The 26689-nt window shown below is 58.9% G+C and carries 29 protein-coding genes; 14 read left to right on the forward strand and 15 right to left on the reverse strand.

What is annotated here, in order from left to right; all coding sequences use genetic code 11:
* Positions 1-197 precede the first annotated feature (197 nt).
* From hisG to msub_RS09160, 8 genes are all read right to left on the reverse strand, one after another.
* Complete coding sequence (gene hisG, locus msub_RS09125; RefSeq protein WP_048495722.1) at positions 198-839, reverse strand: ATP phosphoribosyltransferase; 642 nt, start codon at positions 837-839, stop codon at positions 198-200.
* A 29-nt stretch (positions 840-868) separates the two neighbouring features.
* Entirely contained in the window at positions 869-2131 is a 1263-nt protein-coding gene (gene murA / locus msub_RS09130) for a UDP-N-acetylglucosamine 1-carboxyvinyltransferase (RefSeq protein ID WP_048495723.1), read from the reverse strand.
* Positions 2132-2159: 28 nt separating this feature from the next.
* On the reverse strand, positions 2160-2402 hold the full coding sequence (locus msub_RS09135) for a BolA family protein (RefSeq protein ID WP_048495724.1): 243 nt from the start codon (positions 2400-2402) through the stop codon (positions 2160-2162).
* Positions 2403-2505: 103 nt separating this feature from the next.
* Entirely contained in the window at positions 2506-2838 is a 333-nt protein-coding gene (locus msub_RS09140) for an STAS domain-containing protein (protein WP_053077945.1), read from the reverse strand.
* Positions 2835-3449: an MlaC/ttg2D family ABC transporter substrate-binding protein gene (locus tag msub_RS09145; RefSeq protein WP_406564704.1), complete on the reverse strand. Its 615-nt coding sequence runs from the start codon at positions 3447-3449 to the stop codon at positions 2835-2837. The genes msub_RS09140 and msub_RS09145 overlap by 4 nt, the downstream gene beginning before the upstream one ends.
* 86 nt (positions 3450-3535) lie before the next feature.
* A complete protein-coding gene (mlaD, locus tag msub_RS09150) occupies positions 3536-3985 on the reverse strand; it encodes an outer membrane lipid asymmetry maintenance protein MlaD (protein ID WP_048495726.1) in 450 nt (149 codons plus the stop codon).
* Between the two features lie 34 nt (positions 3986-4019).
* Complete coding sequence (gene mlaE, locus msub_RS09155) at positions 4020-4802, reverse strand: lipid asymmetry maintenance ABC transporter permease subunit MlaE (RefSeq protein WP_048495727.1); 783 nt, start codon at positions 4800-4802, stop codon at positions 4020-4022.
* Positions 4799-5611, reverse strand: coding sequence for an ATP-binding cassette domain-containing protein (locus tag msub_RS09160; protein WP_048495728.1), 813 nt, complete (start codon positions 5609-5611; stop codon positions 4799-4801). Before msub_RS09160 ends, mlaE begins: the two co-directional genes overlap by 4 nt.
* Before the next feature lie 315 nt (positions 5612-5926).
* Here msub_RS09160 and msub_RS09165 point away from each other — a divergent pair, with 315 nt between their 5' ends.
* The 11 genes from msub_RS09165 (at position 5927) to yjgA (ending at position 13629) form a co-directional block, all read left to right on the forward strand.
* Complete coding sequence (locus msub_RS09165; protein ID WP_406564705.1) at positions 5927-6781, forward strand: KpsF/GutQ family sugar-phosphate isomerase; 855 nt, start codon at positions 5927-5929, stop codon at positions 6779-6781.
* Between the two features lies 1 nt (position 6782).
* Positions 6783-7343, forward strand: coding sequence for a KdsC family phosphatase (locus msub_RS09170; protein ID WP_048495730.1), 561 nt, complete (start codon positions 6783-6785; stop codon positions 7341-7343).
* Positions 7340-7933: an LPS export ABC transporter periplasmic protein LptC gene (lptC, locus tag msub_RS09175; RefSeq protein WP_048495731.1), complete on the forward strand. Its 594-nt coding sequence runs from the start codon at positions 7340-7342 to the stop codon at positions 7931-7933. The genes msub_RS09170 and lptC overlap by 4 nt, the downstream gene beginning before the upstream one ends.
* A complete protein-coding gene (gene lptA, locus msub_RS09180) occupies positions 7917-8471 on the forward strand; it encodes a lipopolysaccharide transport periplasmic protein LptA (protein ID WP_048495732.1) in 555 nt (184 codons plus the stop codon). Before lptC ends, lptA begins: the two co-directional genes overlap by 17 nt.
* Positions 8449-9174, forward strand: coding sequence for an LPS export ABC transporter ATP-binding protein (lptB, locus tag msub_RS09185; RefSeq protein WP_048495733.1), 726 nt, complete (start codon positions 8449-8451; stop codon positions 9172-9174). Before lptA ends, lptB begins: the two co-directional genes overlap by 23 nt.
* A gap of 206 nt (positions 9175-9380) precedes the next feature.
* Positions 9381-10907: an RNA polymerase factor sigma-54 gene (locus msub_RS09190; RefSeq protein WP_264750610.1), complete on the forward strand. Its 1527-nt coding sequence runs from the start codon at positions 9381-9383 to the stop codon at positions 10905-10907.
* Between the two features lie 101 nt (positions 10908-11008).
* Positions 11009-11317 (forward strand): ribosome hibernation promoting factor, encoded by a 309-nt coding sequence (hpf, locus tag msub_RS09195; RefSeq protein ID WP_048495734.1) that lies wholly within the window; start codon positions 11009-11011, stop codon positions 11315-11317.
* A gap of 86 nt (positions 11318-11403) precedes the next feature.
* Positions 11404-11874: a PTS IIA-like nitrogen regulatory protein PtsN gene (gene ptsN / locus msub_RS09200; RefSeq protein WP_048495735.1), complete on the forward strand. Its 471-nt coding sequence runs from the start codon at positions 11404-11406 to the stop codon at positions 11872-11874.
* 28 nt (positions 11875-11902) lie between these two features.
* Positions 11903-12787 (forward strand): RNase adapter RapZ, encoded by an 885-nt coding sequence (gene rapZ / locus msub_RS09205; protein ID WP_048495736.1) that lies wholly within the window; start codon positions 11903-11905, stop codon positions 12785-12787.
* A 7-nt stretch (positions 12788-12794) separates the two neighbouring features.
* Entirely contained in the window at positions 12795-13064 is a 270-nt protein-coding gene (locus tag msub_RS09210) for an HPr family phosphocarrier protein (protein WP_048495737.1), read from the forward strand.
* A 34-nt stretch (positions 13065-13098) separates the two neighbouring features.
* The gene (yjgA, locus tag msub_RS09215) at positions 13099-13629 is read left to right on the forward strand and encodes a ribosome biogenesis factor YjgA (RefSeq protein WP_048495738.1); all 531 of its coding nucleotides are present in this window, start codon (positions 13099-13101) and stop codon (positions 13627-13629) included.
* A gap of 53 nt (positions 13630-13682) precedes the next feature.
* Here the strand turns inward: yjgA and msub_RS09220 are convergent, their stop codons facing one another.
* The 7 genes from msub_RS09220 to msub_RS09250 are packed head-to-tail and all read right to left on the reverse strand — an operon-like array spanning position 13683 to position 22871.
* Positions 13683-14528 carry a carbon-nitrogen hydrolase family protein gene (locus tag msub_RS09220; RefSeq protein WP_048495739.1) on the reverse strand — a complete coding sequence of 282 codons (846 nt, stop codon included), beginning with the start codon at positions 14526-14528 and terminating at the stop codon, positions 13683-13685.
* Between the two features lie 32 nt (positions 14529-14560).
* Positions 14561-18316 carry a YhdP family phospholipid transporter gene (locus msub_RS09225; protein ID WP_048495740.1) on the reverse strand — a complete coding sequence of 1252 codons (3756 nt, stop codon included), beginning with the start codon at positions 18314-18316 and terminating at the stop codon, positions 14561-14563.
* A gap of 40 nt (positions 18317-18356) precedes the next feature.
* A complete protein-coding gene (rng, locus tag msub_RS09230; protein WP_048495741.1) occupies positions 18357-19838 on the reverse strand; it encodes a ribonuclease G in 1482 nt (493 codons plus the stop codon).
* Positions 19835-20440, reverse strand: a complete 606-nt coding sequence (locus msub_RS09235) for a Maf family protein (protein ID WP_048495742.1) — start codon at positions 20438-20440, stop codon at positions 19835-19837. The genes rng and msub_RS09235 overlap by 4 nt, the downstream gene beginning before the upstream one ends.
* Positions 20441-20442: 2 nt before the next feature.
* A complete protein-coding gene (gene mreD, locus msub_RS09240; RefSeq protein ID WP_048495743.1) occupies positions 20443-20919 on the reverse strand; it encodes a rod shape-determining protein MreD in 477 nt (158 codons plus the stop codon).
* Positions 20919-21800: a rod shape-determining protein MreC gene (gene mreC / locus msub_RS09245; RefSeq protein WP_082146445.1), complete on the reverse strand. Its 882-nt coding sequence runs from the start codon at positions 21798-21800 to the stop codon at positions 20919-20921. The genes mreD and mreC overlap by 1 nt, the downstream gene beginning before the upstream one ends.
* 30 nt (positions 21801-21830) lie before the next feature.
* Positions 21831-22871 carry a rod shape-determining protein gene (locus tag msub_RS09250; RefSeq protein WP_048497043.1) on the reverse strand — a complete coding sequence of 347 codons (1041 nt, stop codon included), beginning with the start codon at positions 22869-22871 and terminating at the stop codon, positions 21831-21833.
* A 372-nt stretch (positions 22872-23243) separates the two neighbouring features.
* On the opposite strand from msub_RS09250, the gene gatC reads away from it, so the two are divergent.
* The 3 genes from gatC (at position 23244) to gatB (ending at position 26537) form a co-directional block, all read left to right on the forward strand.
* Complete coding sequence (gene gatC, locus msub_RS09255; protein WP_048495745.1) at positions 23244-23531, forward strand: Asp-tRNA(Asn)/Glu-tRNA(Gln) amidotransferase subunit GatC; 288 nt, start codon at positions 23244-23246, stop codon at positions 23529-23531.
* 75 nt (positions 23532-23606) lie between these two features.
* On the forward strand, positions 23607-25064 hold the full coding sequence (gene gatA, locus msub_RS09260; RefSeq protein WP_048495746.1) for an Asp-tRNA(Asn)/Glu-tRNA(Gln) amidotransferase subunit GatA: 1458 nt from the start codon (positions 23607-23609) through the stop codon (positions 25062-25064).
* Between the two features lie 21 nt (positions 25065-25085).
* The gene (gene gatB, locus msub_RS09265) at positions 25086-26537 is read left to right on the forward strand and encodes an Asp-tRNA(Asn)/Glu-tRNA(Gln) amidotransferase subunit GatB (protein WP_048495747.1); all 1452 of its coding nucleotides are present in this window, start codon (positions 25086-25088) and stop codon (positions 26535-26537) included.
* Positions 26538-26689 lie beyond the last annotated feature (152 nt).

The raw sequence follows: 26689 nt of genomic DNA on the forward strand, positions 1-26689 counted from the left end.
ACTTCCACACGGGGCTTTCCAAGCAAAACTGTCTGACGAAGTGATCGGGGCAGGCATTCCAAAACTGTGCGGAGCCATGGATGGCGGAGCCCAAGCGTCACAGGGATGTGCCGCAAGGAGCGTGTTTTGGAATGCCTGCCCCGATCGCTTCAGCCCCAAGGTTCAAGTTGGAAAGCCTTTCTGAAGCCAACCCTACCTCAGAGCCGGCGCTTGTCCACAGCTGCAGACATCTTTTCGATTATGGGATTAATACGCTCGTGTTTCATCTTCATGGACGCGCGATTCACCACCAATCGGCTGCTGATATGCTCAATCAGCTCACGGGCTTCAAGGCCATTCGCCTTCAGCGTGTTCCCGGTATCAACAATATCCACGATCTCATCAGCTAAACCAAGAATAGGAGCCAGCTCCATGGCCCCATAGAGCTTGATGATATCCGCCTGCCGGCCCTGGGCCGAGTAGTACCGGCGAGCGAGGTTCACAAACTTGGTTGCCACCTTGATACGACCGGGGGGCGGCGCCTGATCTTTCGGGCCGGCGGTCATCAGACGGCAACGGGAAATATTCAGATCCAGCGGTTCGTAAAGCCCCTCACCACCGTGCTCCATCAGCACATCCTTGCCGGTCACACCAAGATCCGCGCCGCCGTATTGAACATAGGTCGGCACGTCCGTGGCCCGGATAATGAGCACCCGCACGTTGGGGTCCGTGGTCGGGAACACCAGCTTGCGGGACTTCTTGACGTCGTCAATCAGTTCAATACCTGCTTCTGCAAGCAGCGGCAGGGTTTCCTCAAGGATTCTTCCCTTCGACAAGGCGATGGTGATGGAATCTGTCATGGATTCTTCCGGTTTCCCGTTAATGTCTTTCACGCCGGCAGGCGGCGGATGGTGGCACCCAACAGCTGCAGTTTCTCTTCGATGCATTCGTAGCCGCGATCTATATGATAAATGCGGTCTACGATGGTATCACCGTCTGCCATCAGGCCGGCGATGACCAGGCTGGCGGACGCCCGGAGATCGGTCGCCATGACGGGAGCGCCGGTCAGGTGGTGAACGCCTTTGATGATGGCTGCGTTACCTTCCAGGGTGATGTCCGCGCCCATGCGGATCAGTTCCTGCAGGTGCATGAACCGGTTCTCGAACACGGTTTCCACAATCGTGCCGGTGCCCTCGGCGACGGCGTTCATGGCCGCGAACTGGGCCTGCATATCGGTCGGGAACGCCGGATAGGGCGCGGTGCGCAGGCTTACCGCTTTCGGGCGGTTACCTTTCATGTCGAGCTCGATCCAGTCCGGGCCGGTGCTGATATGGGCACCCGCCTCCTCGAGCTTGAGCAGCACCGCTTCCAGCAGTTCTTCGCGGGTATCCTTGAGTTTCACCCGGCCGCCCGTGGCCGCCGCGGCAACCAGGTAGGTACCGGTTTCGACACGGTCCGGCAGCACGTTGTAGTGGCAACCGTGCAGTCGCTCGACGCCGTTGATTTCGATGGTAGCGGTGCCATGCCCCTTGATATCCGCACCCATGGCGATCAGGCATTCAGCAAGATCAACCACTTCCGGTTCACGGGCGGCGTTCTCCAGGATGGTTTTCCCATCCGCCAGTGCCGCGGCCATCATCAGGTTCTCGGTGCCGGTGACGGTAACGGTATCCAGGAAGATGTGGGCACCTTTCAGGCGACCATTGGTTTTGGCCTTGATATAGCCATTTTCAACCTTGATATCCGCGCCCATCATTTCCAGTCCGTGGATGTGCAGGTTGACCGGCCGGCTACCGATGGCACAACCGCCAGGCAGGGACACTTCCGCTTCACCAAAGTGCGCAACCAGCGGCCCCAGCACAAGAATCGAGGCCCGCATGGTTTTCACCAGCTCGTAGGGCGCGTGGAAGTGCTTGATGGTGTTGGCGTGAATTTCAACGCTCATCTTTTCATCAATGATCACCTCAACGCCCATGCGACCCAGAAGCTCGATCATGGTGGTCACGTCGTGCAGGTGCGGCAGGTTGCCGACGGTTACCGGCTCGTCCGCCAGCAGGGTGGCCGCCAGGATTGGCAGTGCTGCGTTCTTGGCGCCGGAAATACGGATTTCGCCATCCAGAGGCGTGCGGCCCCTGATCAGAAGTTTATCCACAATAAATATCCTGTCTTTTAGGGGCTCTTCAGCCCTGGCGCGCAGCCCATTCAGCCGGAGTAAATGCTTTCGGATGAAGTGCGTGAATTGCCCCATCCATGATCTGCTGGAACAGCGCCTTGTTGATCAGTTGCTGGCGCTTGATGGTTGGCAGGCCTTCAAACACATCCCCCACCACCACGACCATATAATGGGTACCATCAACCTGTACCTGAACCTCGCAGCCGGGCAGTGCTTGTTTGACCAGCTCGGTCACTTCGGTGGCATCCATAAGAATCCTCGGGCGTTTTGAAATCAGGGGCGAGATTGTAACCAATTCCGCGGCCCGGGTCAGCTTTACTGTCCTGTAACCCGGAGCCCACAAACCGGAGGGATCAGTGGGCGGGATGGACCGATTCGGCGCCGAAGCCGGCAAGCTGGTCGTCCAGGTTGCTCAGCGCAGCCAGTGAGGCCAGGCGACCGCTAACGCCCCGGAAAGAAAGGGAAATGCCCGTCTGGTGCGCCAGCCGCTGCCAGCAAAGCAGCATCGACAAGACGACGCTGTGGGCGGTCGCGAGGCCGCCCAGGTCGACCACCAGATTGCCAGAGGCGGCGGCGATAAGCTTCTCACCCTGGCCCCTGAGGGCAACTACGGTATTGGCGTCCACACCTCCGGTAACCACCAGCGCTCCGTCCACCAACCGGGCCTGCGGTGCAGCGGAGGTCACGACTTGCCCACGTCGTGCTCGAGATTCAGGGACTTCGCCGCATCACTCCAGCCATCAATCACGACCTGAACCTGCCCCCCGTTCGCTTCCATTTCCTGACTGAAACGGTCCCGGAACGCGAGCCCGATGTTGACCCCTTCCACAATAACGTTCTCCATCAGCCAACGGCCCTCGGAGTTCTTGTACATGGAATAGGTAACCGGGTAACGGTTGCCCGAGGCACTGATTACCTCCATCTGAACCGATGCCCTGCCCTCATCGCTGGGATGAATAGTCGCTTCCTTGACCTCGATCTCGAAATCTTCAGCGCTCACCAGTGCCTGGGCGTAACTGTCAAAGAGGCTGCGCTTGAACCGCACTACAAACTCATCCCGCTGTTCCGGAGTGGCCTGACGGGCATAACGCCCCATCACTCTCGCGGCAATCCGGCGGAAGTCGACAAAGCCTGCCAATGCCTTGTCCATGCTCTCGTAGAAGGCTTCGGGATCTCGCTCATACAGGCCGCGTTCCTGATTGAGCTTCTCTACCAGCCGCTGCGTGTTCTGGTCAACATATTCGCGCAACTCCTCGGCCTGGCCAGCCTGAACCGTCGCCACCAGAAACAGGGCCATAAACAAACCAGCAAAGCCGGCAAAAAAGGGGTGTTTCTGTGCAAACATCTGAGTCTCCTGTCTCATCGCTATCGACCGGTCCATGCTCACCGGCCGGAAGCAAAGTTGCTGATCAGTCGCTCAAGGTTCATGGCCGACTGGGTAGAGTAAAAGGTATCGCCCGCTTTCAGCGAATCCATCTCGGCACCAATGGATATATCAATGTACTGCTCCCCGAGCAGGCCGGATGTACGTATAACTGCGGAACTGTCCGACGGAATATTGTTAACGTCAGAGGAAATCGACATTTCAACCCGCGCCTGAAAGGTTTCTGTATTCAGCGTAATAGACTCGATGCTGCCAATGGTAACGCCCGCCATCGATATCCGGCCACGGGGCGTCAGGCCACCGGTATCGTTGAAGTTGGCATACAGGGTGTAAGTGCTCTCAGCGGACTTTGCCGACAGGCCGCTTACCTGAAGCGCCAGAAACAGCAGGGCCGCGCAGCCTGCAACCATGAACAGGCCAACAATGATTTCAGTCGTTCTTTGTGCCATTTCCGGCTCCGGTATTGTCTCGTTAATCGATAATTCAGAAATCGCCAAACATGACAGCGGTCAGTACAAAGTCCAGCCCGAGCACCGCCAGTGAGGAATAAACCACGGTTTTGGTGGTCGCCGAACTGATGCCCGCGGAAGTCGGTGCGCAGTCGTAGCCCTGGTAAACAGCAATCCAGGCACAGACAAAGCCGAATACGATGGTTTTGATCACGCCGTTGAGTACGTCGTCAACAAAGTCCACCGACGACTGCATGTTGCCCCAGAACGATCCCTCGAACACGCCCAACCAGTCCACGCCCACCAGCATACCGCCCCAGATGCCGATAACCGAGAAGATCACAGCGAGCACGGGCATGGCAATAAAGCCGGCCCACAACCGGGGCGCCACAACCCGGCGAAGCGGGTCCACCCCCATCATTTCCATGCTGGACAACTGCTCCGTGGCCTTCATCAGGCCGATCTCGGCCGTCAGCGCCGAGCCGGCGCGTCCGGCAAACAACAGCGCGGTAACCACGGGCCCAAGCTCACGGACCAGAGTCAGGGCTATCATCTGGCCGATGGCAGCTTCAGAACCGTAATCACTGAGAATGGTAAAGCCCTGCAACCCCAGCACCATGCCGATGAACAGGCCGGAGACCACAATAATCGGTAGCGACAGAACGCCGACCGAGTACAACTGCTTCATCAGCAAAGGAAACCCCGTGGCCGGCCTGGGAACGCCTGCGAGTACGCCAGACAGGAAGCGGCCGGATCGACCGAAAGATGAGAGTATGTCCAGGCCCAGGCGACCGAACGCGGCAATTCTGTCAATCAAGCGACACCTCCGGAAAGCCCGAAATCCTGCGCAGCACCGTCCGCAGGATAATGAAAAGGCACCGGACCATCTGGCTGCCCCTGCAGGAACTGCTGGACCTGCTCGGACGGATGCTCCCGAAGCTCCTCCGGCTTGCCTTCACCTATGATTTTGCCATCGGCGATGATACAGGCGTAATGGCAGATGCTGAGGGACTCCGGCACATCGTGGGACACCAGAACACTGGTCAGCCCCATGGAACTGTTCAGATCCCGGATCAGCTTGACCAGAACCCCCATGGCGATGGGGTCCTGGCCGGCAAAAGGCTCATCGTACATGATCAGCTCCGGATCCAGCGCAATGCTTCGCGCCAGGGCCACACGCCGCGTCATGCCACCGGACAGTTCCGACGGCATCAGGTGCCGGGCGCCTCTTAGCCCCACGGCTTCCAGCTTCATTAATACGATGTCCCGGATCATGTCTTCCGGCAGACCGGTGTGCACTCGCAGCGGGAAGGCGACGTTCTCGAATACGCTCAGGTCGGTAAACAGCGCGCCACTCTGGAACAGCATTCCCATTCTTTCACGGAACGCATACAACGCCTTCCGCTTGAGCTTCGGGACCTCATGGCCGTCCACCATGATGCTGCCGGAATCCGGCCGGATCTGACCGCCGATCAGACGAAGCAGTGTCGTTTTACCTGTGCCGCTAGGGCCCATGATGGCGGTAATCTTGCCACGGGGAATGTCCAGGCTGACTCCGTCGAAAATACGGCGCCCCGAGCGGGAGAACACAACGTCCCTGAGCGATATATAAACCGATGAATCCATAGTCCTTCCCTTTCAAAGAGCGGCTACATTATGCCAAGGAGCGCCCAAGCTCAATCCAAACAGCCCAAAATCTGCTGACAACCATGATCAGTCTGACTGAACTTTCGGTAACCGGGCATCGTTGCCGGATGAAAATGATATACTCGTTCAGCCATCTTCCAATTTCCAGACAGTTAGGCCCAAAGCCCGATGACCGAACAGACTCCGATTGATTTCAGAACCCCTGCCATTCGCGCCATCCGTATCGAGCGCGACGCCATCGATGCGCTCGAGAGCCGGATAGGCGACCACTTCAGCCGGGCCTGCGAACTCATCATGAACTGCAAAGGTCGCGTGGTGGTTACCGGCATGGGGAAGTCCGGCCATATCGGCAACAAGATTGCAGCGACCCTGGCCAGCACCGGTACGCCTTCGTTCTTCGTTCATCCGGGCGAAGCCAGCCATGGCGACATGGGCATGATCACCTCCCAGGATGTGGTCATCGCGATTTCCAACAGCGGAAACACCAGTGAGGTGGTTACCATTCTGCCCCTCATCAAGCGCATGGGTGCACCGCTGATCAGCATGACCGGCAATGCCAATTCCACTCTGGCCCGGGAGGCCCTGGCCAATCTGGATGTCAGCGTCCAGGTGGAAGCCTGCCCGCTGGGCCTGGCACCAACCTCCTCCACCACCGCGACACTGGTCATGGGCGACGCCCTGGCGGTTGCCCTGCTTGAGGCCCGCGGCTTCAGTGCCGAGGACTTTGCCTTTTCCCACCCGGGTGGAAGCCTGGGTCGTCGCCTGCTGCTCAGAGTCTCCGACATCATGCACACGGGTGACCGTATTCCCGTTGTCGACCCGAACACCACGCTCAGCAGCGCCCTGCTGGAAATTTCCCGCAAGGGCCTCGGCATGACCACGGTCGTCGACGATCAGGGCACGCTTGTCGGAATATTTACGGACGGCGATCTGCGCCGGACCCTGGACCGCGCCGTGGACATTCACAACACGCCGATCCATGAGATTATGACCCGCCACGGCAGGACCATCCAGGCCGACCATCTGGCGGCAGAGGCGCTAAACGTAATGGACGAGCTGAAGATAAACGCTTTGCCGGTCACCGATGACACCGGGGCCCTGGTGGGCGCCATCAATATGCACGACCTGTTGCGGGCCGGGGTTATCTGACATGCAGAATCAATGGCCCGAGTCCGTCCTGGCAAAGGCGGCGAATATCCGGCTGATCGCCCTGGATGTCGACGGCATCATGAGTGATGGCAAGCTCTATTTCAGTGCCAGCGGAGATGAACTCAAGGCCTTCAACATTCTAGATGGCCTGGGCCTGAAACAGTTAATGGCAGCCGGAATCACGGTCGCTGTTATTACCGGGCGCAAATCTCCCCTCACGGAAAAGCGCATGGCAGACCTGGGCGTCCCGCACCTGATGCAGGGCCGGGAAGACAAGAAAGAAGCCTTGCTGGAACTGGTTCGGTCCATGGACATCAGCCCGGAGGCAATCGCCTACATGGGCGACGATCTGCCAGACCTGCCGGCCCTGAACTTCGCCGGCCTGGGCATAACCGTACCCAACGGCTACTGGCTGGTTCGCCAACATGCGGATTACTGCACCCGCACCCCTGGAGGAAGTGGTGCCGTCAGAGAGGCCTGTGACCTGCTGCTCAGTGCCCAGGGCAAGCTGGACGCGGCGCTCGCGCCCTACCTTCGGCAGGACCAGGAGCCTGGTGCATGAGCTGGCTTCCCGACCGGCCCTGGCTGCGCACCCTGGCACTGGCTGGCACCCTTGCCGCCGTAATGTTTTTGATGTGGCAAAGTGATGAACCTCCGGTGACTAACCAGAAGGCCGCCGAGTTGCGAGGTGATGCCGAACCGGACGGATTTGTCGTCAATGGCGAGTACACCTCCTTTGATGAGACCGGCAATCTCAAGATCAGTTTTACCAGCCCGCGGATCGAGCAATTCGAGGAAGGTAATCTGGCCACCATGGTTTCCCCGAAGGCCAAACTGTTCGGCAACGAAGGCAATGCCAACGCCGAGCCCTGGATTATCGAAGCCGAGAATGGCAGTCTCCTGCAAAATGAGAACTTGCTCTACCTGACCGGCAATGTCCGGATCCTCCGAAGTGTTGGCGGCCGGGACACCACCCTGACAACATCAACACTGACCCTGGATAACGACCGCAGTATGGCTTACACAGATGCTCCCGTAGTTATCCGCGACGTTACCGGAATTACCCACGCCGTCGGCATGAAAGCGTGGATCGACGAGCGGGTACTGGAACTGAACTCCAAGGTGGAAGGACGCTATGAAACCGGAAACTAACCGATACCGGGGCCTGATCGCTGCCCTGCTAACCCTCGCCATGACCGGGCCGGCAGCAGCGTTCGACCTTAACTCCGATCTTCCCATCAAGGTCACTGCAGACAACGCCCGCCTCGATGATGGCAAGGGCATCGCCACCTATACCGGCGACGTGGAACTGGTGCAGGGCAAGACCCAGCTGAATGCTCAGCGCGTGGTTCTGTACCGCGACGCAAAGGGCCTGAGCCGGATTGAGGCGTTCGGAAGCCCGGCCCATTACCGCCAGCCAACCCGCGAGGGTACGGGTGAAACCGACGCCAAGGCCCTGAACATCACCTGGTCCGCCTCCGACCAGCAACTGACCTTTGAACAGAAGGCGGTCATCGAACAGAATGGCAATGTGTTCCGGGGTGATGTCATCCATTATGATACCGCCCGCCGGGTCGTGACTGCCGAGGGCGGGGCCGCTGATGGCGAAGGTTCCGGCCGGGTAGAAATGGTGATTCAGCCGCGCAGCACTAACACACAAGGTTCCGATGGCAATTCTGAGAGCCAGTAATCTGGCAAAGAGTTACAAACAGAAAAAAGTGGTGCTCGACGTTTCCCTGGAAATCCGCAGCGGGGAAATCGTTGGCCTGCTCGGCCCCAATGGCGCCGGCAAGACCACCTGCTTTTACATGATAGTCGGGCTGGTGCCCGCCGACAGCGGGCGGATCACCATCGACAGCCGCGATATCACACCGTTGCCCATGCATGGCCGCGCACGCCAGGGAATCGGCTACCTGCCACAGGAGGCGTCGGTATTCCGAAAGCTTTCGGTGCGCGACAACATCATGGCCATTCTGGAAACTCGCAAGGGGCTGGCCAGGGCAGAACGGGAAAAAAAACTGGAAGAACTGCTCGAAGAGTTTCACATTACCCATATTCGCGACAGCATGGGCATGGCCCTGTCCGGCGGTGAACGCCGGCGCGTGGAAATTGCCCGGGCCCTGGCGATGGAGCCGGCTTTCATCCTGCTGGATGAACCGTTCGCCGGTGTCGACCCCATCTCCGTGAGTGACATCAAGCACATCATCCGCCACCTCCGGGACAAGGGGATCGGCGTGCTGATCACTGATCACAACGTGCGTGAGACCCTCGATATCTGCGAGAATGCCTACATCGTCTCCGGCGGCCACATCATCGCCTCCGGGAATGCCGACGCCATTCTGGCCAATCAGCAGGTGAAGAAGGTGTACCTGGGCGACGAGTTCCGGCTGTGAAGCCGGAGTCAGATGAAATTGGGGTCAGATGAAAAGTTCATCTGACCCCAATTTCATCTGACCCCGAGATTGTTTTGATGATCTGTAGCAAGTAAACTCGGCAAAGAACTTGCTAGGGTAAACGCAATCCACGGCAAGTAACGGGCATATAAAGATTTTTTCACCTCTTATGACACAAAGCGCTGATGAGTGACGGATCCTGAACCATGGTGATGAAAGCCTCCCTACAGTTAAAGCTGGGTCAGAGCCTGACCATGACGCCCCAGCTGCAACAGGCGATCCGGCTTCTCCAGCTCTCTACCCTCGACCTTCAGCAGGAAATCCAGCAGGCCCTGGAATCCAATCCGATGCTGGAAACCTCCGAGGACGATGACTCGGCCGAAGCCGACGCCGCGAATGACGAACGCGAAGCGAATGCCGCCGAGTCCGCCGCTGAAACAACGCCAGAGCCCCCATCTGACTGGGATAAGTCCGAAAACGGTCCTGACTGGTCCTCGGAGAACGAAATCCCGGACAATATCCCGGATGACCTTCCGGTCGACACCGCCTGGGAAGATATCTACCAGTCGGCCCCGGCTACCACGGCCCGCAACGACGACGAAAACGATCACGATTTCGAAACCCGGAATTCACCCACCGAAACCCTTCAGGACCATCTGGAATGGCAACTGAACCTGACCCCCATGAGCGAGCGGGACCAGGCCATTGCGCATGCGCTGATGGATGCGGTGGATGAGCGTGGTTATCTGACCAGCGATCTTGACGAGATCCACGCCGGGTTGCTGGATGAACATGACGAAGATCCCCTCGAACTGGATGAAGTTGAAGCCGTTCTCCATCGCCTGCAGCACTTCGACCCACCCGGGGTTTTCGCCCGCGACCTGCAGGAATGCCTGCTGATCCAGCTCAACCAGCTACCACCGGATACCCCCTGGCTGGCCCAGGCACGACTGGTGATCACCCACTACATCAATCTTCTCGGCAACCGTGATTACGCCCAGCTGCTGCGCCGCAGCCGCCTGAAGGAAGACCAGTTGCGGGAAGTCCTGGCCCTGATTACCGGCCTGAACCCGCGCCCGGGCGACGTGATTGACCGCGCCGAACCGGACTACGTTATCCCCGATGTGATCGTCCGCAAGCACAACGACCGCTGGCGGGTTGAGCTGAATCCGGAAATTGCCCCGCGCATCCGGGTAAATGCGAGCTATGCTTCACTAATAAGGCGTGCCGACAGCAGTGCCGACAACACCTACCTGCGGGATCAGCTGCAGGAGGCGAAATGGTTTATCAAGAGCCTGCAGAGCCGCAATGAGACTCTGCTGAAAGTGGCAACCCGTATTGTCGAGCACCAGCAGGGCTTCCTGGATTACGGCGAAGAAGCCATGAAGCCGCTGATTCTCTCCGACATTGCCCAGGCGGTGGAGATGCATGAATCGACGATTTCCCGGGTGACCACCCAGAAATTCATGCACACTCCCCGGGGAATTTTCGAGTTGAAGTATTTCTTCTCCAGCCACGTGAGCACTGACGAGGGCGGAGAATGTTCCTCTACGGCCATACGCGCGATGATCAAGAAACTGATTGCTGCCGAAACGCCCAAAAAGCCGTTGAGCGACAGTAAAATTGCAGCCATGCTAGGAGAACAGGGAATCAAGGTTGCGCGACGTACCGTTGCCAAGTATCGGGAGGCGATGCACATTCCGCCTTCCAATGAACGCAAACGGCTAGTCTGAACACCACGGGCGGGAAACGCGACACCGTATTCGCCGGCGCACAACGCGCCAGCACCCAGGCCGGCTCCCGGGAGCCGGCATGATGACAACAGGAGACGCCTATGCAACTCAATATTTCAGGCCATCACGTAGAACTGACTCCCGCACTCAAGGATTATGTCTCGGAAAAATTCCAGAAGCTCGAACGTCACTTTGACCACATCAGCAACAGCCAGGTAACCCTGGAAGTGGAAAAGGTGCGACAGATTGCGGAAGCCACGCTGCACGTGGTTGGTGGTGAAGTTCACGCAAAGGCAGAAAATGAGGATATGTACGCGGCCATTGATGCCCTGATCGACAAGCTCGACCGCCAGATTCTCAAGCACAAGGAAAAGAATGTAGACCGGATGCACGGAAACGGCTCGCGCTAACTGGCTGTTTTCATGCAAGTCATCCAATCGAGCTGCGACACGGCTGACGTGTCGCAGCCTTTTTTTAACGGAAATGCAGTCGACCTATGAGCGACACATCCCTGACCATAGACAACATTCTTTCGCCGGAGCTCACCCTTTGCCGGGTGCCCGCCTCCAGCAAGAAACGGGCCCTGGAGTTTATCGCCGAGCAGATAAACCACCAGGACAATACCCTCAGCGAGACCGAGATCTTCAACAACCTGATCTCACGGGAACGTCTGGGCAGCACCGGCATTGGCCAGGGCATCGCCATCCCCCACTGCCGCCTAGACGGGCTGGATCATGTGGTGGGTGTCTTGATGACACTGGAAGAGAGCGTCGAGTTCGATTCGATCGACAACCAGCCTGTGGACCTGATCTTCGCCCTGGTCGTTCCCAAAGAGGCCACCAGCGAGCACCTGGAGCTTCTCAGCCAACTGGCCGAAAAATTCAATGAACGCTCGTTCTGTGACCGTCTCCGGCAATGCGAGGACGCCCGCACCCTGTACGAACGCATGACCGCCTCGGGCGGATGACAGTCATTGCAGTGGAGGTAAGTTGGTCATGAAGCTGATTATCGTCAGTGGCAGGTCCGGATCCGGCAAGAGTACCGCGCTCCATGTGCTGGAGGACCTCGGCTTCTATTGCATAGACAATCTACCGATCGGCCTGCTGTTCCCCCTCACCCGGGAAGCCACAGGCCAGACCAGGCCGGGGAGACTCGGCAAGATGGCGGTGAGCATCGACGCTCGCAACCTGTCCGGAGAACTGGCCAACTTCGAGGAGATTTACCGTCGCCTCCAGGAGACCGGGGTTACAGTCGAAATCATCTTCCTGGATGCCGACGAACAGTCCCTGCTGCAGCGCTTCCATGCTACCCGGCGCAAGCACCCGCTCAGCGATGACAAAACCTCGCTGAGAGAGGCAATCACCAGTGAAAAGAAACTCCTTGAGCCTCTATCCAAGCTCTCCGACCTTTATGTGAACACAACCGGCATGTCCATGTACGAACTTCGTGACATGATCAAACAGCGGGTTGTCGGGCGCAAGGATCAGGAACTGGCCCTGCTGTTCCAGTCGTTCGGTTTCAAGCACGGCGTACCGCTGGATTCCGATTATGTCTTCGACGTTCGGTGTCTGCCAAACCCATACTGGGACACCAGCTTGCGGAAGTATGTCGGCACCGATCAGCCGGTCATCGAGTTCCTGGAGAAGGAACCGGCGAGCCGTAAGATGATCGATGATCTGAAAGCGTTCCTGGACACATGGCTGCCCTCTTTCGCTGACAGCAACCGAAGCTACATGACCATATCCATCGGGTGCACCGGCGGCCAGCATCGGTCCGTGTATGTCTGCGAGCAGCTGGGCGCTTACTACCGGCAACGTTACAGCAACGTGCAAGTGCGCCATACCGAACTGCCCCACCTGCAGACCCGCGAAGAGATCTGATCTGCCCATGATTCGTCGCCCGATCACCATCATCAACAAGCTGGGGCTGCATGCCCGTGCCACGGCCAAGCTGGTTGCGACCGCCTCGAAATTCGATAGCAGCGTCCGGATCAGCGGCAAGGGACGGGATGTGGATGCCAAAAACATCATGCAGGTGATGATGCTGGCAGCCAGCAAAGGCACGGATGTCGAGCTCATTGCCGACGGGCCGGATGAAGAACAGGCCGTCGAGGCTCTGGCGGAGCTGATCAACGATTATTTTGGTGAGGGCGAGTAAACGTGCCATCCGACAAACCGAATCAGGCAGCAATATGAAAGATCATCACGAAGATCACGACGCGCCGGAATATGACGGCCCCAGCAAATCCCAGCTCAAACGGGAAATGCACGCACTGCAGGACCTTGGTAAACGGATGCTCGATCTGAGTAACGATCAGTTGGAGACGCTGCCGGTCAGCGATACCCTCAGGGCGGCCATCGAAGAATCCAGGCGTATCCGCCAGAACGAGGCCAGGCGGCGGCACCTGCAGTACATCGGCAAGGTCATTCGCCAGGAAGACGACCCCGAAGCGCTGGAAAAAGCCATCGACGCCTTTGATGCCGGCAGCGAGGAACACACCCGCCGACACCACCTGGCCGAACGCTGGCGCGACCGGATGATCGCGGAAGGCGATTCCGTTGTGGGCGAATTCTTCAACTATTGCCCCGGCACAGACATGCAACACCTGCGCAACCTGGCCCGGAATGCCCGCAGGGATGTCGAAAAACAGAAAAATACCGGCCAGGCCAGGAAACTGTTCCGCTATCTTCGCGAATGCATCGACGACGCTGAAGCAGTGTGAAATCGGGGTCAGATGAAAAGTTCATCTGACCCCGATTTCATCTGACCCCAATTTCAGGCTTTCAGGCGCCGGTGGTCCCAGACCGGCATGCGGTTACGGAGGCTGGTTAGCTGCCCGGCGTCCAACTCGGCAACAACCACACCCGGACCTTCACCAAGTTCCGTCACCACGCGACCCCAGGGGTCGCAGATCAGGCTGTGGCCATAGGTCCGCCGCCGCGAACTGTTCTGGCCACCCTGCCCCGCGGCCACCAGCCATACCTGGTTTTCAATGGCCCGTGCCCGGATCAGCGGGTGCCAGTGGGCATCCCCAGTCTGCCAGGTGAATGCACTCGGCAGGCAGACCCAATCGGCTCCCTGTGCTCTCAACGCCCGGAACAGCTCGGGAAAGCGCAGGTCATAGCAGACTGCCAGGCCCAGTTTCCCTGCCGGCGTGTCCACGGTAACCACCTGCTCGCCCGCCTCGAAAGTGTCTGATTCACGATACTGGCCATGGGCATCGTCAACCATGGCATCGAACAGGTGAATCTTGTCGTAGCGGGCAACCTCTGCGCCCTGGTCATCAAAAACCAGGCAACTTGCCCGGACCCGGCCCGGAATATCGGAGCCATCCGGGCGCTTTGCCAGCGGCATGGAGCCACCCACAATCCAGAGGCCAAGCGCCCGGGCCTGTTCGGTAAGAAACGCCCGTATCACCGGCTCTGATCCGGCCTCCGTGCGGCCGCAGTCGATCATCTGTCCGGTTGCCAGAACCGCAAAATTTTCCGGCAGCACGGCGACCGTTGCGCCCTGTGCGGCTGCTTCCGACAGCAGGCGTTCCGCTTCGGCCAGGTTGGTCGGGATATCGTGGCTGCTTACCATCTGAATGGCGGCTACCCTGCCGGAAACACGCTCGCTCATGACAGTCTCCCGTCGTAATTCACCAGAACCGATTATTTGCCAGTATCGAATACCCGCTCCAACTCTACCACCGGCTCTTCCCATGTGCCCGTAACGCTGTAGGTTGCACTGGTCAGTCTGCTCAGCGGGTCGCCCAGAATCTTGTCCAGAACAAACAAGGCGCCGCCAATGGGCGCACTGGCGCCCATAAGCAGGGCCGCCAGGGGCAGATTCTGGGTGAGCGGCAGGACAACCACCAGGCGCATATCCAGCTGCTCGCTCGCCATATTCGTTGTTCCGCTGAGTTTAAAGGCACCAGAAGGCCCCACCACCTGGAGCTCGGGATCCAGCGTCAACAGGCCGTTGGTGAGCCGTGCCTTGCCCGAAATCGCATCGAACGCCACGCCCCGCTCATAGAGGTCGGAAAAATCGAGCTTGAGCCGGCGCCATAGCGTATCCGAGTTCAGCAGATTGAAAATACGGAATAACTGGGCGGAACTGCTGCTTTCAAGAATTACGCCCTCGTCGAGTCTGATACTGACCGAACCATTGAGTTGCGACACCGCAAATTCATCCGGACGACCCGGCCAGTCCAGATCCAGCTCAATCCGGGTGGCCTTGTTGGCAACCGGCACATCGGTATCAAAAAGGTCATTCAGGTCAGCCAGGGCACCACCGCTGATGGAACCCTGGAATCGAGTTGTCTCCCGCGAATCGACAATGCTCCAGCTCATATCACCCAGCAGTGTCAGCGAATTGAGCCGCCCCTCTATGGCATTGACGTTGAGCCGATTGGGTTCGGGGCGGAGCCGAAATGCCCAGCTTCCCAGAGAATCGGCATTCAGTTGGAGGTCGGCGATGGTCACATCAATGTCTGGCCAGTTGCCCATATCCAACGCCCGGAAGGCTTCGAGCTGCTCCTTGAGCGTGAGCAGCTCCGCAGAGGGTTTGACGTCGCCGTTGCCGCGCATAAGCCGAAGAACCTCAAGATCAACCTGTACCGCCCCGGCATCATCGGGGATCACCACCCGTCCTTTGGCGCGCTTGGAGCTGGTTGTGACCACCCACCGATCGGGGAGATCCAGGGCATTGATATCGATATCCCTGAGTACCTGGCTGCCGAGATTGAGGCGGCCAAGGTGAAGGTCAAACCCGGTTTCCTTCCACAAAAAATCAAACGCCAGCCGGTTTTCCCACTCCCCGGTAACGCCTAACCCGCCGGCTGCGGAAGGATTAATGACAGCGCGCAGGGGCGCTACCTCGCTAACAGATTTAGATAACGGCTCGGGCCAGTCAACTGCCAACCCCTGGAGACTCGAACGCACCCGGATACCGGAGGCCGAATCCGCCCCCACATCAAGTTCAGCGATGTAGGGTACCTTCCCGCTGAGGCCAAAACCGGCGTTCGCTGAGAGCCCGGCGCGGGCAAAGATACCCGGCACCGGAAGGGTTCCTGACTGACGAATACTGAGCGCCTCCCCTGATTTGGCGCGACTGAAAGCCACAGCGACGGGATAACCAAGGAACGTCGCCGCCAGGGGCCCGCCAGAAAAGCCGTCTTCGCTGTGATAGGTGAGCGCGCCGTGAACATCCTCCCAGGAGAGACCGGCAGTGGCATAAGCCACCGAACCGTTTTCCACAGCGACCTTCGCCTCAACCACGGGTGGCTGCCCGGTGGCCAATGGCAGATCAATCCCCAGGGCCAGTTGATACTGGCCGCCATAGTCGAGTTTCCGGGCTTCAGTTCCCGCCATGTCCCCCAGCGGGCTATTGTCCATCCAGTAGCCGATCGACTCACCCGGCACCATGGCCGATACATCCACTTTAATCCTGGCGCCCTCGTCTTCGGGCACGACTCTGACGGTGCCCGGATTCAGGTTCAGTCCCCCAGTCTCGCCGGCTTCGAGCTTGACCAGTGCGTTGCCGTTGTGGACCTCAACCCGGCCCCGGGCAGAGCGGACCTCCGGCCAGTCGTCGGAATAGCGCACGGTCGCCTGGTCGAATTCGTAGGCCATTGAGGAAACAAAGGAATCTCTTGGGGCACCAGAACCTATCTGGCCATGACCGAAGTAGGTTCCGGAGCTGATATCCGCTTCAAGGATGGCCGTGGTCAGCCAGTCATAAAGCCCGGGGCTGACCACCTTGACCGGAACAAAGTCCGCCAGCATCGCTGCAGTGCCGTTTTTCAACGCCACTTTCAGGCCCAGATTGTCTTCACCCTCGCGATCCAGCTTCAGATCAAATGCGCCCTCGATTTGCGTGTTCTCTCCGTAGACCATGCGAATGTCATCCGAGAACACCCGGGTGATGGGGCCGTCCAGTCGCCAGGCAACCCGGCCGTCGAGTACCGGAAAGCTCCAGGCACTGCCGAAGAGCTGGGGAAAATCAAGGCTCACCGGTGTCTCACCAGCCGCCAACTGAACGTAACCGCCACTCCGGTCCAGAAAAATACCACCGTTCACCGAACCGACGCCCGGTGCGCCGCCATGGGCCCGAATACTGACATCCCGAAGCCGGCCGGTAAGCTCGAACTTTCCCGGGGACTGGTCGGGCAGGAAAACTTCAAGCTGATCAAGGAACCCGGCCGGCCGATAGTCGCGCAGTGCCCTCAGCGCCGGTTCGGGGAGAATCGGAAGCTGCGCTGCAAGGCGGCGAGCAGGCGCCAGTGGCAGCGCATCAGCGACGATTGACATGCCCCCCTTGGAAGGGGCCAGTCGCAGGCTGAACGGGGACACAATACCGCCATTCCAGGTCCATTGGAGCTGCTTGAGATGCCACTCGCCAAGGACCGGCGAACCCGGATCCTCCAGGTTTTCCCCGGCCATGACCTTTTCATGACGCCGCCAGCCAAATCGAGCCTGTATATCCTCCAGGGGCGCCAGCGACTGCTGCCCCACACCGAGCTGGAGGTAAGGTGTCTGAACGCTTCCATTGACCTGCTGCAAAACGCCATCCCTGAAGGTCAGCCAGGCTTCACCGCCCAGATCAAACCCTTCCACGCGAAGCGTCCGCCAATGGTATTCGTCAATCAAGCCGTCGAACAGCCGGCCGGAGTCCACGTCGAGATAAAGCTGCCCGGTGAAGTCGCCCCGGAAGAAGTGCCGCCCCACCAAGGCAAAACTCGCGAGTTGCTGGGTGGTGCCGGACTGCATGGCCCGGCCAGAGGCATGGAACAGCCCGCGGCGGTAAACCAGATCCAGTTGGGGAATATCCAGTTGGCGACGATTGCCCTGGCTGTCCCGAATGCCCAGATCCACCCGAGTAATCTTGACATAGGGGTCAGACAGCCAGTCCCCGGCAAGCTCCAGCCACTCGCGCAGCTGGTTGCTCACCGGCTCCGCCATTTCAGCACCGCGCACCGTCATATCGCCGCTCGGGCCTTGTTTAAGCGTCAGTTCCAGTCCGTCGGCTTCGAAATCCTCAAACACAATCCTCATTCGCATCAGCGAGGCAAGGGCGTCAAACCGGATATTGAGGTACTGCAGATTTGCCACAACATCGCCGGTTTGCGGATGGCGAACCCGGATATCACGGGCGGTAAAGGCAGGGTCAAGCCAGTACCAGCGGGACGACAGGCTGCCGATGCTGACCTCATGGCCCAAACGGTCGGAAAGCTCGCTGGCCAGATCATCGCGAAAGCTGTCAATGTTCTGGGTCAGCTGGCGCCCCAGCCCGGCATAGAGGGCGAAAAGCACCAGCACCAGAAGAAGCCCCCACCAGATCAGGCTGGAAAGGCGAGCCGCCAGACGAACCGGGGGGCTCTCTGGCAGATTTTCCGGAAGCGGCGGCTGTTGGTCGGCGGGGGACATCCGGGCACCTTACGCCACTGGCCGGACGTGTGCCCCGGGATCAGAGCAATACAACATCGTACTGCTCCTGACTGTAGAACGGCTCTACCTGGAAGCGAATGGTTTTGCTGATGAAGGTCTCCAGGTCGGCCACGTTGTCGGATTCCTCGTCCAGCAGACGATCGACCACACTCTGTGAGGCCATGACCAGATAACTCTCAGCGTCGTAGGCGCGGTTGATCCGCAGGATTTCCCGGAACACCTCATAGCAAACGGTCTCCGTGGTTTTCAGGAATCCGCGACCATCACAGACCGGACAGGGCTCACACAGCACCTGGCCGAGACTCTCGGTGGTGCGCTTGCGAGTCATTTCCACCAGACCCAGCTCGGATACGCCGGTAATCTTGGTTTTGGCGTGGTCCCGCTCCAGCATTTTCTCCAGCATGCGGTGCACCTGGCGCTGGTGCTCGGGGTCTTCCATGTCGATAAAATCAATAATGATGATGCCACCGAGATTTCGCAGACGCAGTTGGCGGCTGATGGCCCGGGCAGCTTCAAGATTGGTCTTGAAGATGGTTTCTTCCAGATTCCTGTGGCCGACAAACGCACCGGTATTGATATCGATGGTTGTCATGGCTTCGGTCTGATCAATAATCACGTAACCACCGGACTTGAGCTGAACCTTACGGCTCAGCGCCTTCTGGATTTCGTCTTCCACAGAGTAAAGATCAAATATTGGCCGCTCGCCCGGGTAATATTCGACTTTGTCAGCAAATTCAGCCACAAACTCATCAACAAAATCCATGACCCGCTGATGGCTCTCGCGGCTGTCAATGCGGACCTTCTCGGTCTGCGGCCGGATCAGGTCCCGGATGGTACGAATGAACAGCGGCAGGTCCTGGTAGACCGCGGCCGGTGCCTGAACCCTCGAGATCCGTTCGTGGATGGACTGGCTCAGCCGGTGCAGGTAGATCATGTCGCCAATCAGATCGCCCGCCGGGGCGGCTTCAGCGGCGGTCCGGATAATGTACCCCCCCTGCACCTCCGGATCCTCTGCTGACGCTTCCTCGATCAGGGATTTGAGGCGCGCCCGCTCATTCTCATCCTCGATCCTCTGGGAAATACCGACATGACTGACGCCGGGCATGAACACCAGGTACCGGGAGGGTATGGAAAGCTGGGTCGTCAGCCTCGCGCCTTTCGTGCCGATGGGGTCCTTGGTGACCTGAACCACCAGGGACTGACCCTCGCGGAGCAGACTGCGGATGTCAGGCACGGTTTTCGGTGAATCTGCCGGATCATCGCCATTGGACTGGCTCGGAACCACATCGGAGGCGTGAATAAACGCCGCCCGCTCCAGACCAATATCGACGAACGCAGCTTCCATACCGGGCAGCACCCGAACCACCTTACCCTTGTAGATGTTCCCCACGATGCCTTTCCGGCTGGTGCGTTCGATATAGGCTTCCTGCAGCATACCGTTTTCGACCAGAGCCACACGGGTTTCAACGGGGGTAACGTTGATCAGTATTTCTTCACTCATTTCGTTTGGCTCTCCAGACTGCGTGGCCAGTGTTTCCAAACCGGGTAGCCGGCATCTGCCAGCAATACGGCGGTTTGCTCCAGTGGCAGACCAACCACGGCACTGTAGCTACCCCGGAGTTCATTGACAAAAATACCACCAAGGCCCTGAATTCCATAACTTCCGGCCTTGTCCATCGGTTCACCGGTGGCGAGGTAGGCGCTTATCTCATCAGCAGACAGTCGCCGGAAGCCTACTTCGGTCACCACCAGTCGGGAATGACACTGGCCATCGCAAGCCAGCGCAACCGCGGTCATTACCTGGTGGGTGGCACCTGAGAGCCGGGCCAGGGTTGCGCAGGCCTCTGCTTCGCCAGACGGTTTGCCGAGGATCATGCCATCCAGAACCACGGAGGTATCCGAACCCAGCACCAGACAGCCCGGTGACGTTTGCGAGACCACCAGCGCTTTCTCCCGGGCCAGGCGTTCGACATAGTGTTCCGGCGCCTCACTCACTTCCGGCGTTTCATCGATATCGGCCGGAAGAACCGAAAAGCTGAGCCCGATCTGCTGCAACAGCTGCGCCCGACGCGGCGAGGCCGAAGCAAGAATGATTGACGACATGGCTAACCCAGTTTGCGGTTAATATTGTCCAGCAGGATGGAGAATACCGGCCACGCCAGGGCGCTGGTCAGGGCCGGCCAGAGGTAGCTGAACCCGGCATCCTCGGCGCCCAGCAACTGCTTGATGAAGTGCACCAGCATCTGGTTGATGCCCAGCAACAGGAACACCATCAGACACTGCTGGGGCATCGGGTACATGCGAAGGCGCTGGTGGATCGTGAGCACCAGGAAGGCAATGAGCGCCATGGCCATGGCATTTACACCGAGGGGCGTGGCTTCAAGGACATCCAGCAGCAGGCCGAGACACCAGGCCAGTAGAATGCCGAACTGGGCCGGCGCCCGGAAGGTCCAGTAGAAAACCACCAGACCCAGCCACTCAGGCCGGAATTCGAACCAGCCGATGGGAAACAGTGAAATGCTGAAAACCAGGGCGACGATAACGGAGAGAACAAAAACCGGATAGCTGATCACCGACAACATCAATCCTGCCCTCCCTGCTCGGTACCTGCCCCGGAGGCACTTTCAGCAACCTGATCGCCTGCCGATTTCCCTTCTGGCGGAAACACCACCAACACCAGGCGACTCTGGTTCAGTTGCGCCTTCGGGGTCGCCTCGATGGATACAAACGGCTCACCGGGTTCCATGGTAATACGGCTCACTTCAGCCACCGGGTAGCCCCGGGGGAATCGGCCACCGAGGCCGGAACTTACCAGCAGGTCGCCCTCGCGGATGTCGGCGGTATCTGGAACATGAACCAGATCAAGCGTATCGCTGTCGCCGGTGCCCAGCAGGATGGCCCGTAACCCGTTGCGCACCACTTCCACCGGAACCGCGTGGCTGCTGTCTGACACCAGCAGAACACGGGAGGTCAGCTGACTGCTCTGCACGACCTGCCCCATCAAACCGTGGGCATCGAGAATGGCCTGACCGGGCTTCACGCCATCCCGCCGGCCTTTGTTGATGATAATCTCATGGGAAAACGGATCCGGAGAGACGCCGACGACCTCACCGACGATGACCCGGTCGTCCAGCACTTCAGAGGAGTTCATCAGGCGGCGCAGTTCATTGTTCTCGGAAGCGAGGGCCGCGTACTTGAGGGCTCGGCGCTCAAGAATCAGCAAACGGGCCCGGAGGTCTTCGTTCTCCTCCTGCAGGTCCTGTTTATTGACAAAGAGCCCCGCCACCCAATCGGAGAATTCGTAGGGCGCATTGCCAAGCCAGTACACCGGCGCCAGGCCCGTGGCAATGGTGCTGCGCACGGATGAGAGCTTGTCGAAACGCGCATCGGCAACCACAAGGGCTGCCGATACGAGAAGAACCAGGAAGAGCCTGAAACCGGGAACAGGCCCCTGGACAAAGATCGTTTTAATGGCGAACCCTCCCCTGCAGGATTATCCCTCCTGGGAGAACATTCCGATGCCACCCCGGTCAATCACTTCCAGCGCCTTGCCGCCACCACGGGCGACACAGGTCAGTGGATCCTCAGCGATGATCACCGGCAGTCCGGTTTCTTCGCTGATCAGTTTGTCCAGCCCGCGCAGCAGTGCCCCGCCGCCGGTCAGTACGATACCACGCTCGGCGATATCGGAGGCCAGCTCAGGCGGTGACTGCTCCAGTGCGCTTTTAACGGTCTGGACTATCTGCGCCAGGGATTCCTGCAACGCGTCGAGAATTTCTTCGCTGTTCAGGGTAAAGGCCCGGGGCACCCCTTCTGCCAGATTGCGGCCGCGAACGTCGATCTCGCGAATGTCGAGGCCTTCGTAGGCGCAACCGATTTCGTGCTTGATGCGCTCGGCGGTAGAGTCGCCAATGAGGCTGCCGTAGTTGCGACGCACGTAGGTGACGATGGCTTCGTCGAACTTGTCACCACCGACCCGGACTGATTCGGCATAGACAATGCCGTTCAGGGAGATGATGGCGATTTCAGTGGTGCCACCACCAATGTCCACGATCATGGAACCGCTGGCTTCTTCCACCGGCAGGCCGGCACCAATGGCTGCGGCCATGGGCTCTTCAATCAGGAAGACTTCACGGGCACCGGCACCCAGGGCGGATTCGCGAATGGCCTTGCGCTCGACCTGGGTAGATTTGCTGGGTACGCAGACAAGTACCCGGGGGCTCGGGGTAATAAAGCTGTTCTCATGCACTTTATGGATAAAGTGCTGGAGCATTTTTTCAGTGACCACGAAGTCTGCGATCACGCCATCTTTCATCGGGCGGATGGCGGTAATATTGCCCGGGGTGCGGCCCAGCATGCGCTTGGCTTCGGCGCCGACGGCGGCGACCATTTTCTGGGATCCACTCGTGCGGATGGCAACAACGGAGGGCTCGTTCAGCACGATTCCGCGCTCGCGCACATAAATAAGGGTGTTGGCGGTGCCCAGGTCGATGGACAGGTCGCTTGAGAATAAGCCTCGGAGTCTTTTTATCAACATTCGTGTAGTTTCAACCTGAGAGTTGCAGTCGCGTAGAAAAGATGCGGCAACTTTAGCAGTGAGCACCCCCGCAGGCAAGGCGTGAACGGGCCTCGCGCCTTACGGTTCACACATTTACCTTGTGGCCCGGGGCCTCCCGCGATTGTTCGAATCTGTTACCATAGCGCTTTAATTTTTTACCTTGGGCGGAGGGCCGCTCGGAGATTGCCTTTCAAAACACGCTACGAGCACATCCATGTGGGCTTGTTTCGGGCCGTCCCTGGCCCTCAACCGTTTTGAAAGGCAATCTCCGACCGACCCCGAACTTCAGATTCACCTTCAAACTCTAAAGATTTATTACCGACATTTCATTTATCTGGGAGGTAATGCGTGACCATTTCCCGCAAGGACATTGAGAAAGTCGCTGTGCTCGCCCGCATTCGTGTGGATGACGAGCAGGTTTCGGCACTGGAAAAGGATCTGGGCAATATCCTGGATCTGGTGGATCAGCTGGGTGCGGCCGATACCGATTCGGTGGAGCCCATGGCCCATCCGCTGAATGCCGTCCAGCGTCTGCGCGCCGATGAGATGACCGAGACCAATCAGCGGGAGGCGTTCCAGGCGATTGCGCCAGCCACCGAGAACGGGCTTTATCTGGTTCCCAGGGTTATTGAATAAGCAAACGAGTGAATGAGCTACAGAGCGATTCACGGGAATTGAGTGATCTGACGAACAGCGATTTCAGGATTCATCATGCATAACAAGTCCGTAGCAGAGCTTTCCCGGGAACTGGCAAGCGGCCAGGTTTCCAGCTTGGAGCTGACCCAGCAGTTCCTCGACCGCATCAAGCGGGAAGATGGCAAGTACAACAGTTTTATTACTGTGACCGAAGAACAGGCGCTGGCCGATGCCCGGGCGGCGGATGAGCAGCGGGCAGCAGGGAATACCACGCCCTGGACAGGCATTCCGTTCGCGCACAAGGATATCTTCTGTACCAACGGTGTTCGTACTACATGCGGTTCCCGTATGCTGGAGAACTTTGTTCCGCCCTACGATGCCACCGTTACGGCGAATTTCCGCCAGGCGGGTGCGGTGTGTCTGGGCAAGACCAACATGGACGAGTTCGCCATGGGGTCTTCCAATGAGTCCAGTTATTTCGGGGCGGTGACCAACCCTTGGGGGCTGGGCCAGGGTGAGAAGCGGGTGCCGGGCGGCTCCTCCGGCGGCTCGGCAGCAGCAGTGGCGGCCCGGCTGGTACCGGCGGCCACGGCGACGGATACCGGCGGTTCGATCCGCCAGCCGGCGGCGCTGTGTGGTGTGACCGGGCTGAAGCCGACCTATGGCCGGGTATCCCGCTACGGGATGATTGCCTTTGCCTCCAGTCTCGACCAGGGCGGCACCATGGCTCGCACAGCAGAAGACAATGCGCTGATGCTGAATGTCATGGCGGGCTTTGATTCGAGAGACTCCACCTCCATTGATCGTGAGGTGCCGGATTACACCGCCACGCTGAACGAGCCCTTGAAAGGTCTGAAGATCGGCTTGCCGAAGGAGTACTTCAGTGACCAGCTCAGCCCGGCGATGGAACAGCAGGTTCGCGACGCGGTAAAAGAATACGAGAAGCTGGGGGCCACTGTTAAAGAGGTGTCGCTGCCCAACGCCAAGCTGGCCATTGCCGCCTATTACGTGATTGCACCGGCGGAGGCCTCGGCCAACCTGTCCCGCTTCGACGGAGTTCGCTACGGCTACCGCTGCGACGACCCGAAGGACCTGATGGACCTGTACACTCGATCCCGTGCCGAGGGTTTTGGCACTGAGGTGAAGCGCCGGATCCTGGTGGGCACCTACGCCCTCTCTGCGGGTTATTTTGATGCCTATTACCTCAAGGCCCAAAAGGTTCGCCGGCTGATCCAGCAGGATTTCATCAACGCCTTCAAGGGAGTGGACGTGCTGATGAGCCCGGTCACGCCTTCGCCTGCGTTTATCCAGGGCGAAAAGACCAACGATCCGGTCACCATGTACCTCGAGGACGTATTCACCATTGCCATCAACCTGGCGGGCGTGCCGGCCATGTCGGTGCCGGCCGGTTTTGTGGACGGTCTGCCGGTGGGACTGCAGATCATCGGGGATTATTTCTCCGAGGCCCGTTTGCTGAACGCCGCCCATCAATTCCAGCAGGTGACCGACTGGCACCAGCGTGAACCGCAATAAGCCCGGGACAGGAGAATGACTATGCAGTGGGACATTGTGATCGGGCTGGAAATTCACGTTCAGCTCGCCACCAAGACCAAGATTTTTTCCGGCTCCAGCACCGCCTACGGTGCCGAGCCCAACACTCAGGCCAATGCCGTTGACCTGGCCATGCCCGGCACCCTGCCGGTGCCCAACGAGCAGGCTTTCCGCTATGCGGTGATGTTCGGCCTGGCGGTGAATGCCGAGATCGAGCGCCGCTCGGTATTTGAACGCAAGAACTATTTCTACCCGGACCTGCCCAAGGGCTACCAGACCACCCAACTGGAGCGCCCGATCGTCGGCCCCGGCTATGTCGACATTGATCTGGCCAATGGCGAAACCAAGCGCGTGCGCATTCACCACGCCCATCTGGAGGAAGACGCCGGTAAATCCCTGCATGAGGATTTTCACGGCATGACCGGTGTGGATCTCAACCGGGCCGGCACGCCGCTGATTGAAGTGGTCACCGAACCAGACATGACCAACGCGGAAGAAGCCGTGGCGTTCGCGAAAAAGCTGCACGGGATTGTGACATCCCTCGGCATATGTGATGGCGATATGTCCCAGGGGTCCATGCGTTTCGACGTCAACATCTCCCTGAAGCCCAAAGGCTCGGACACCCTGGGCACCCGCACCGAAACCAAGAACCTGAACTCGTTCCGCTTCATGGAGCAGGCCATTGCCCACGAAGTCGAGCGACAGATGGACATTCTGGAGGACGGCGGCCGCATTGTGCAGGAAACCCGCCTGTACAACGGTGACCGCGACGAATCCCGCTCCATGCGCACCAAGGAAGAAGCCAACGACTACCGCTACTTCCCTTGCCCGGACCTGTTGCCGGTGGAAATCGATGACTCGTTCATCGAAGAGGCCCGCAACCGCCTCCCCGAGCTGCCGGACGCCCGCAAAGCGCGCTTCAAGGAGCAGTATGGCCTGAACGACTACGACGCAAGCCTGCTCAGTGGCGATTCAAAACTGGCCGCCTTCTTCGAAGAAGCGGCCAGCCACTGCAAAGACGCCAAGCTGGTGGCCAACTGGATCCAGGGCGAATTCTCCGCGCGCCTGAATGCTGAGGAAAAGTCCGTTGCCGACTCGCCCATCACCGGCGTCCAACTGGGTGACCTGGTGGTAAGAGTTGCCGACAACACGATCTCGTCCGCCGGTGCCAAGAAGGTCTTCGAGGCGCTTTGGTCTGGCGAGAACGACAATGTCGACGCCATCATCAACGCCAATGGCCTGAAGCAGGTGTCCGACACCGGCGCCCTCGAAGCCATGGTGGATGAGGTCCTGGCCGGCATGCCGGATCAGGTGGCCCAGTATCAGCAGGAATCCGATCCCAAGAAACAGAAGAAGATGCTTGGCGGGTTTATGGGGCCTTTAATGAAGGCGTCCAAGGGTCAGGGGAATCCGAAGCTGTTTAACGAGATTCTGGTTAAGAAGCTTGGGGGCTGACTTTTCGGTTCTCCTGCTAGCTGTGGGTCGTGGTATTGATTGCGGCCCCAGCTTCGTTATTGCGGGGGAGGCCTTGGCAGGAAGCTTCTCCCAAAAACCGCTACGAGCACGTCCATGTGCGCTTGTTTCCGGCCATCCTTGGCCTCCAACAT

This window comes from Marinobacter subterrani (genome assembly GCF_001045555.1).
Taxonomy (GTDB): Bacteria; Pseudomonadota; Gammaproteobacteria; order Pseudomonadales; family Oleiphilaceae; genus Marinobacter; species Marinobacter subterrani.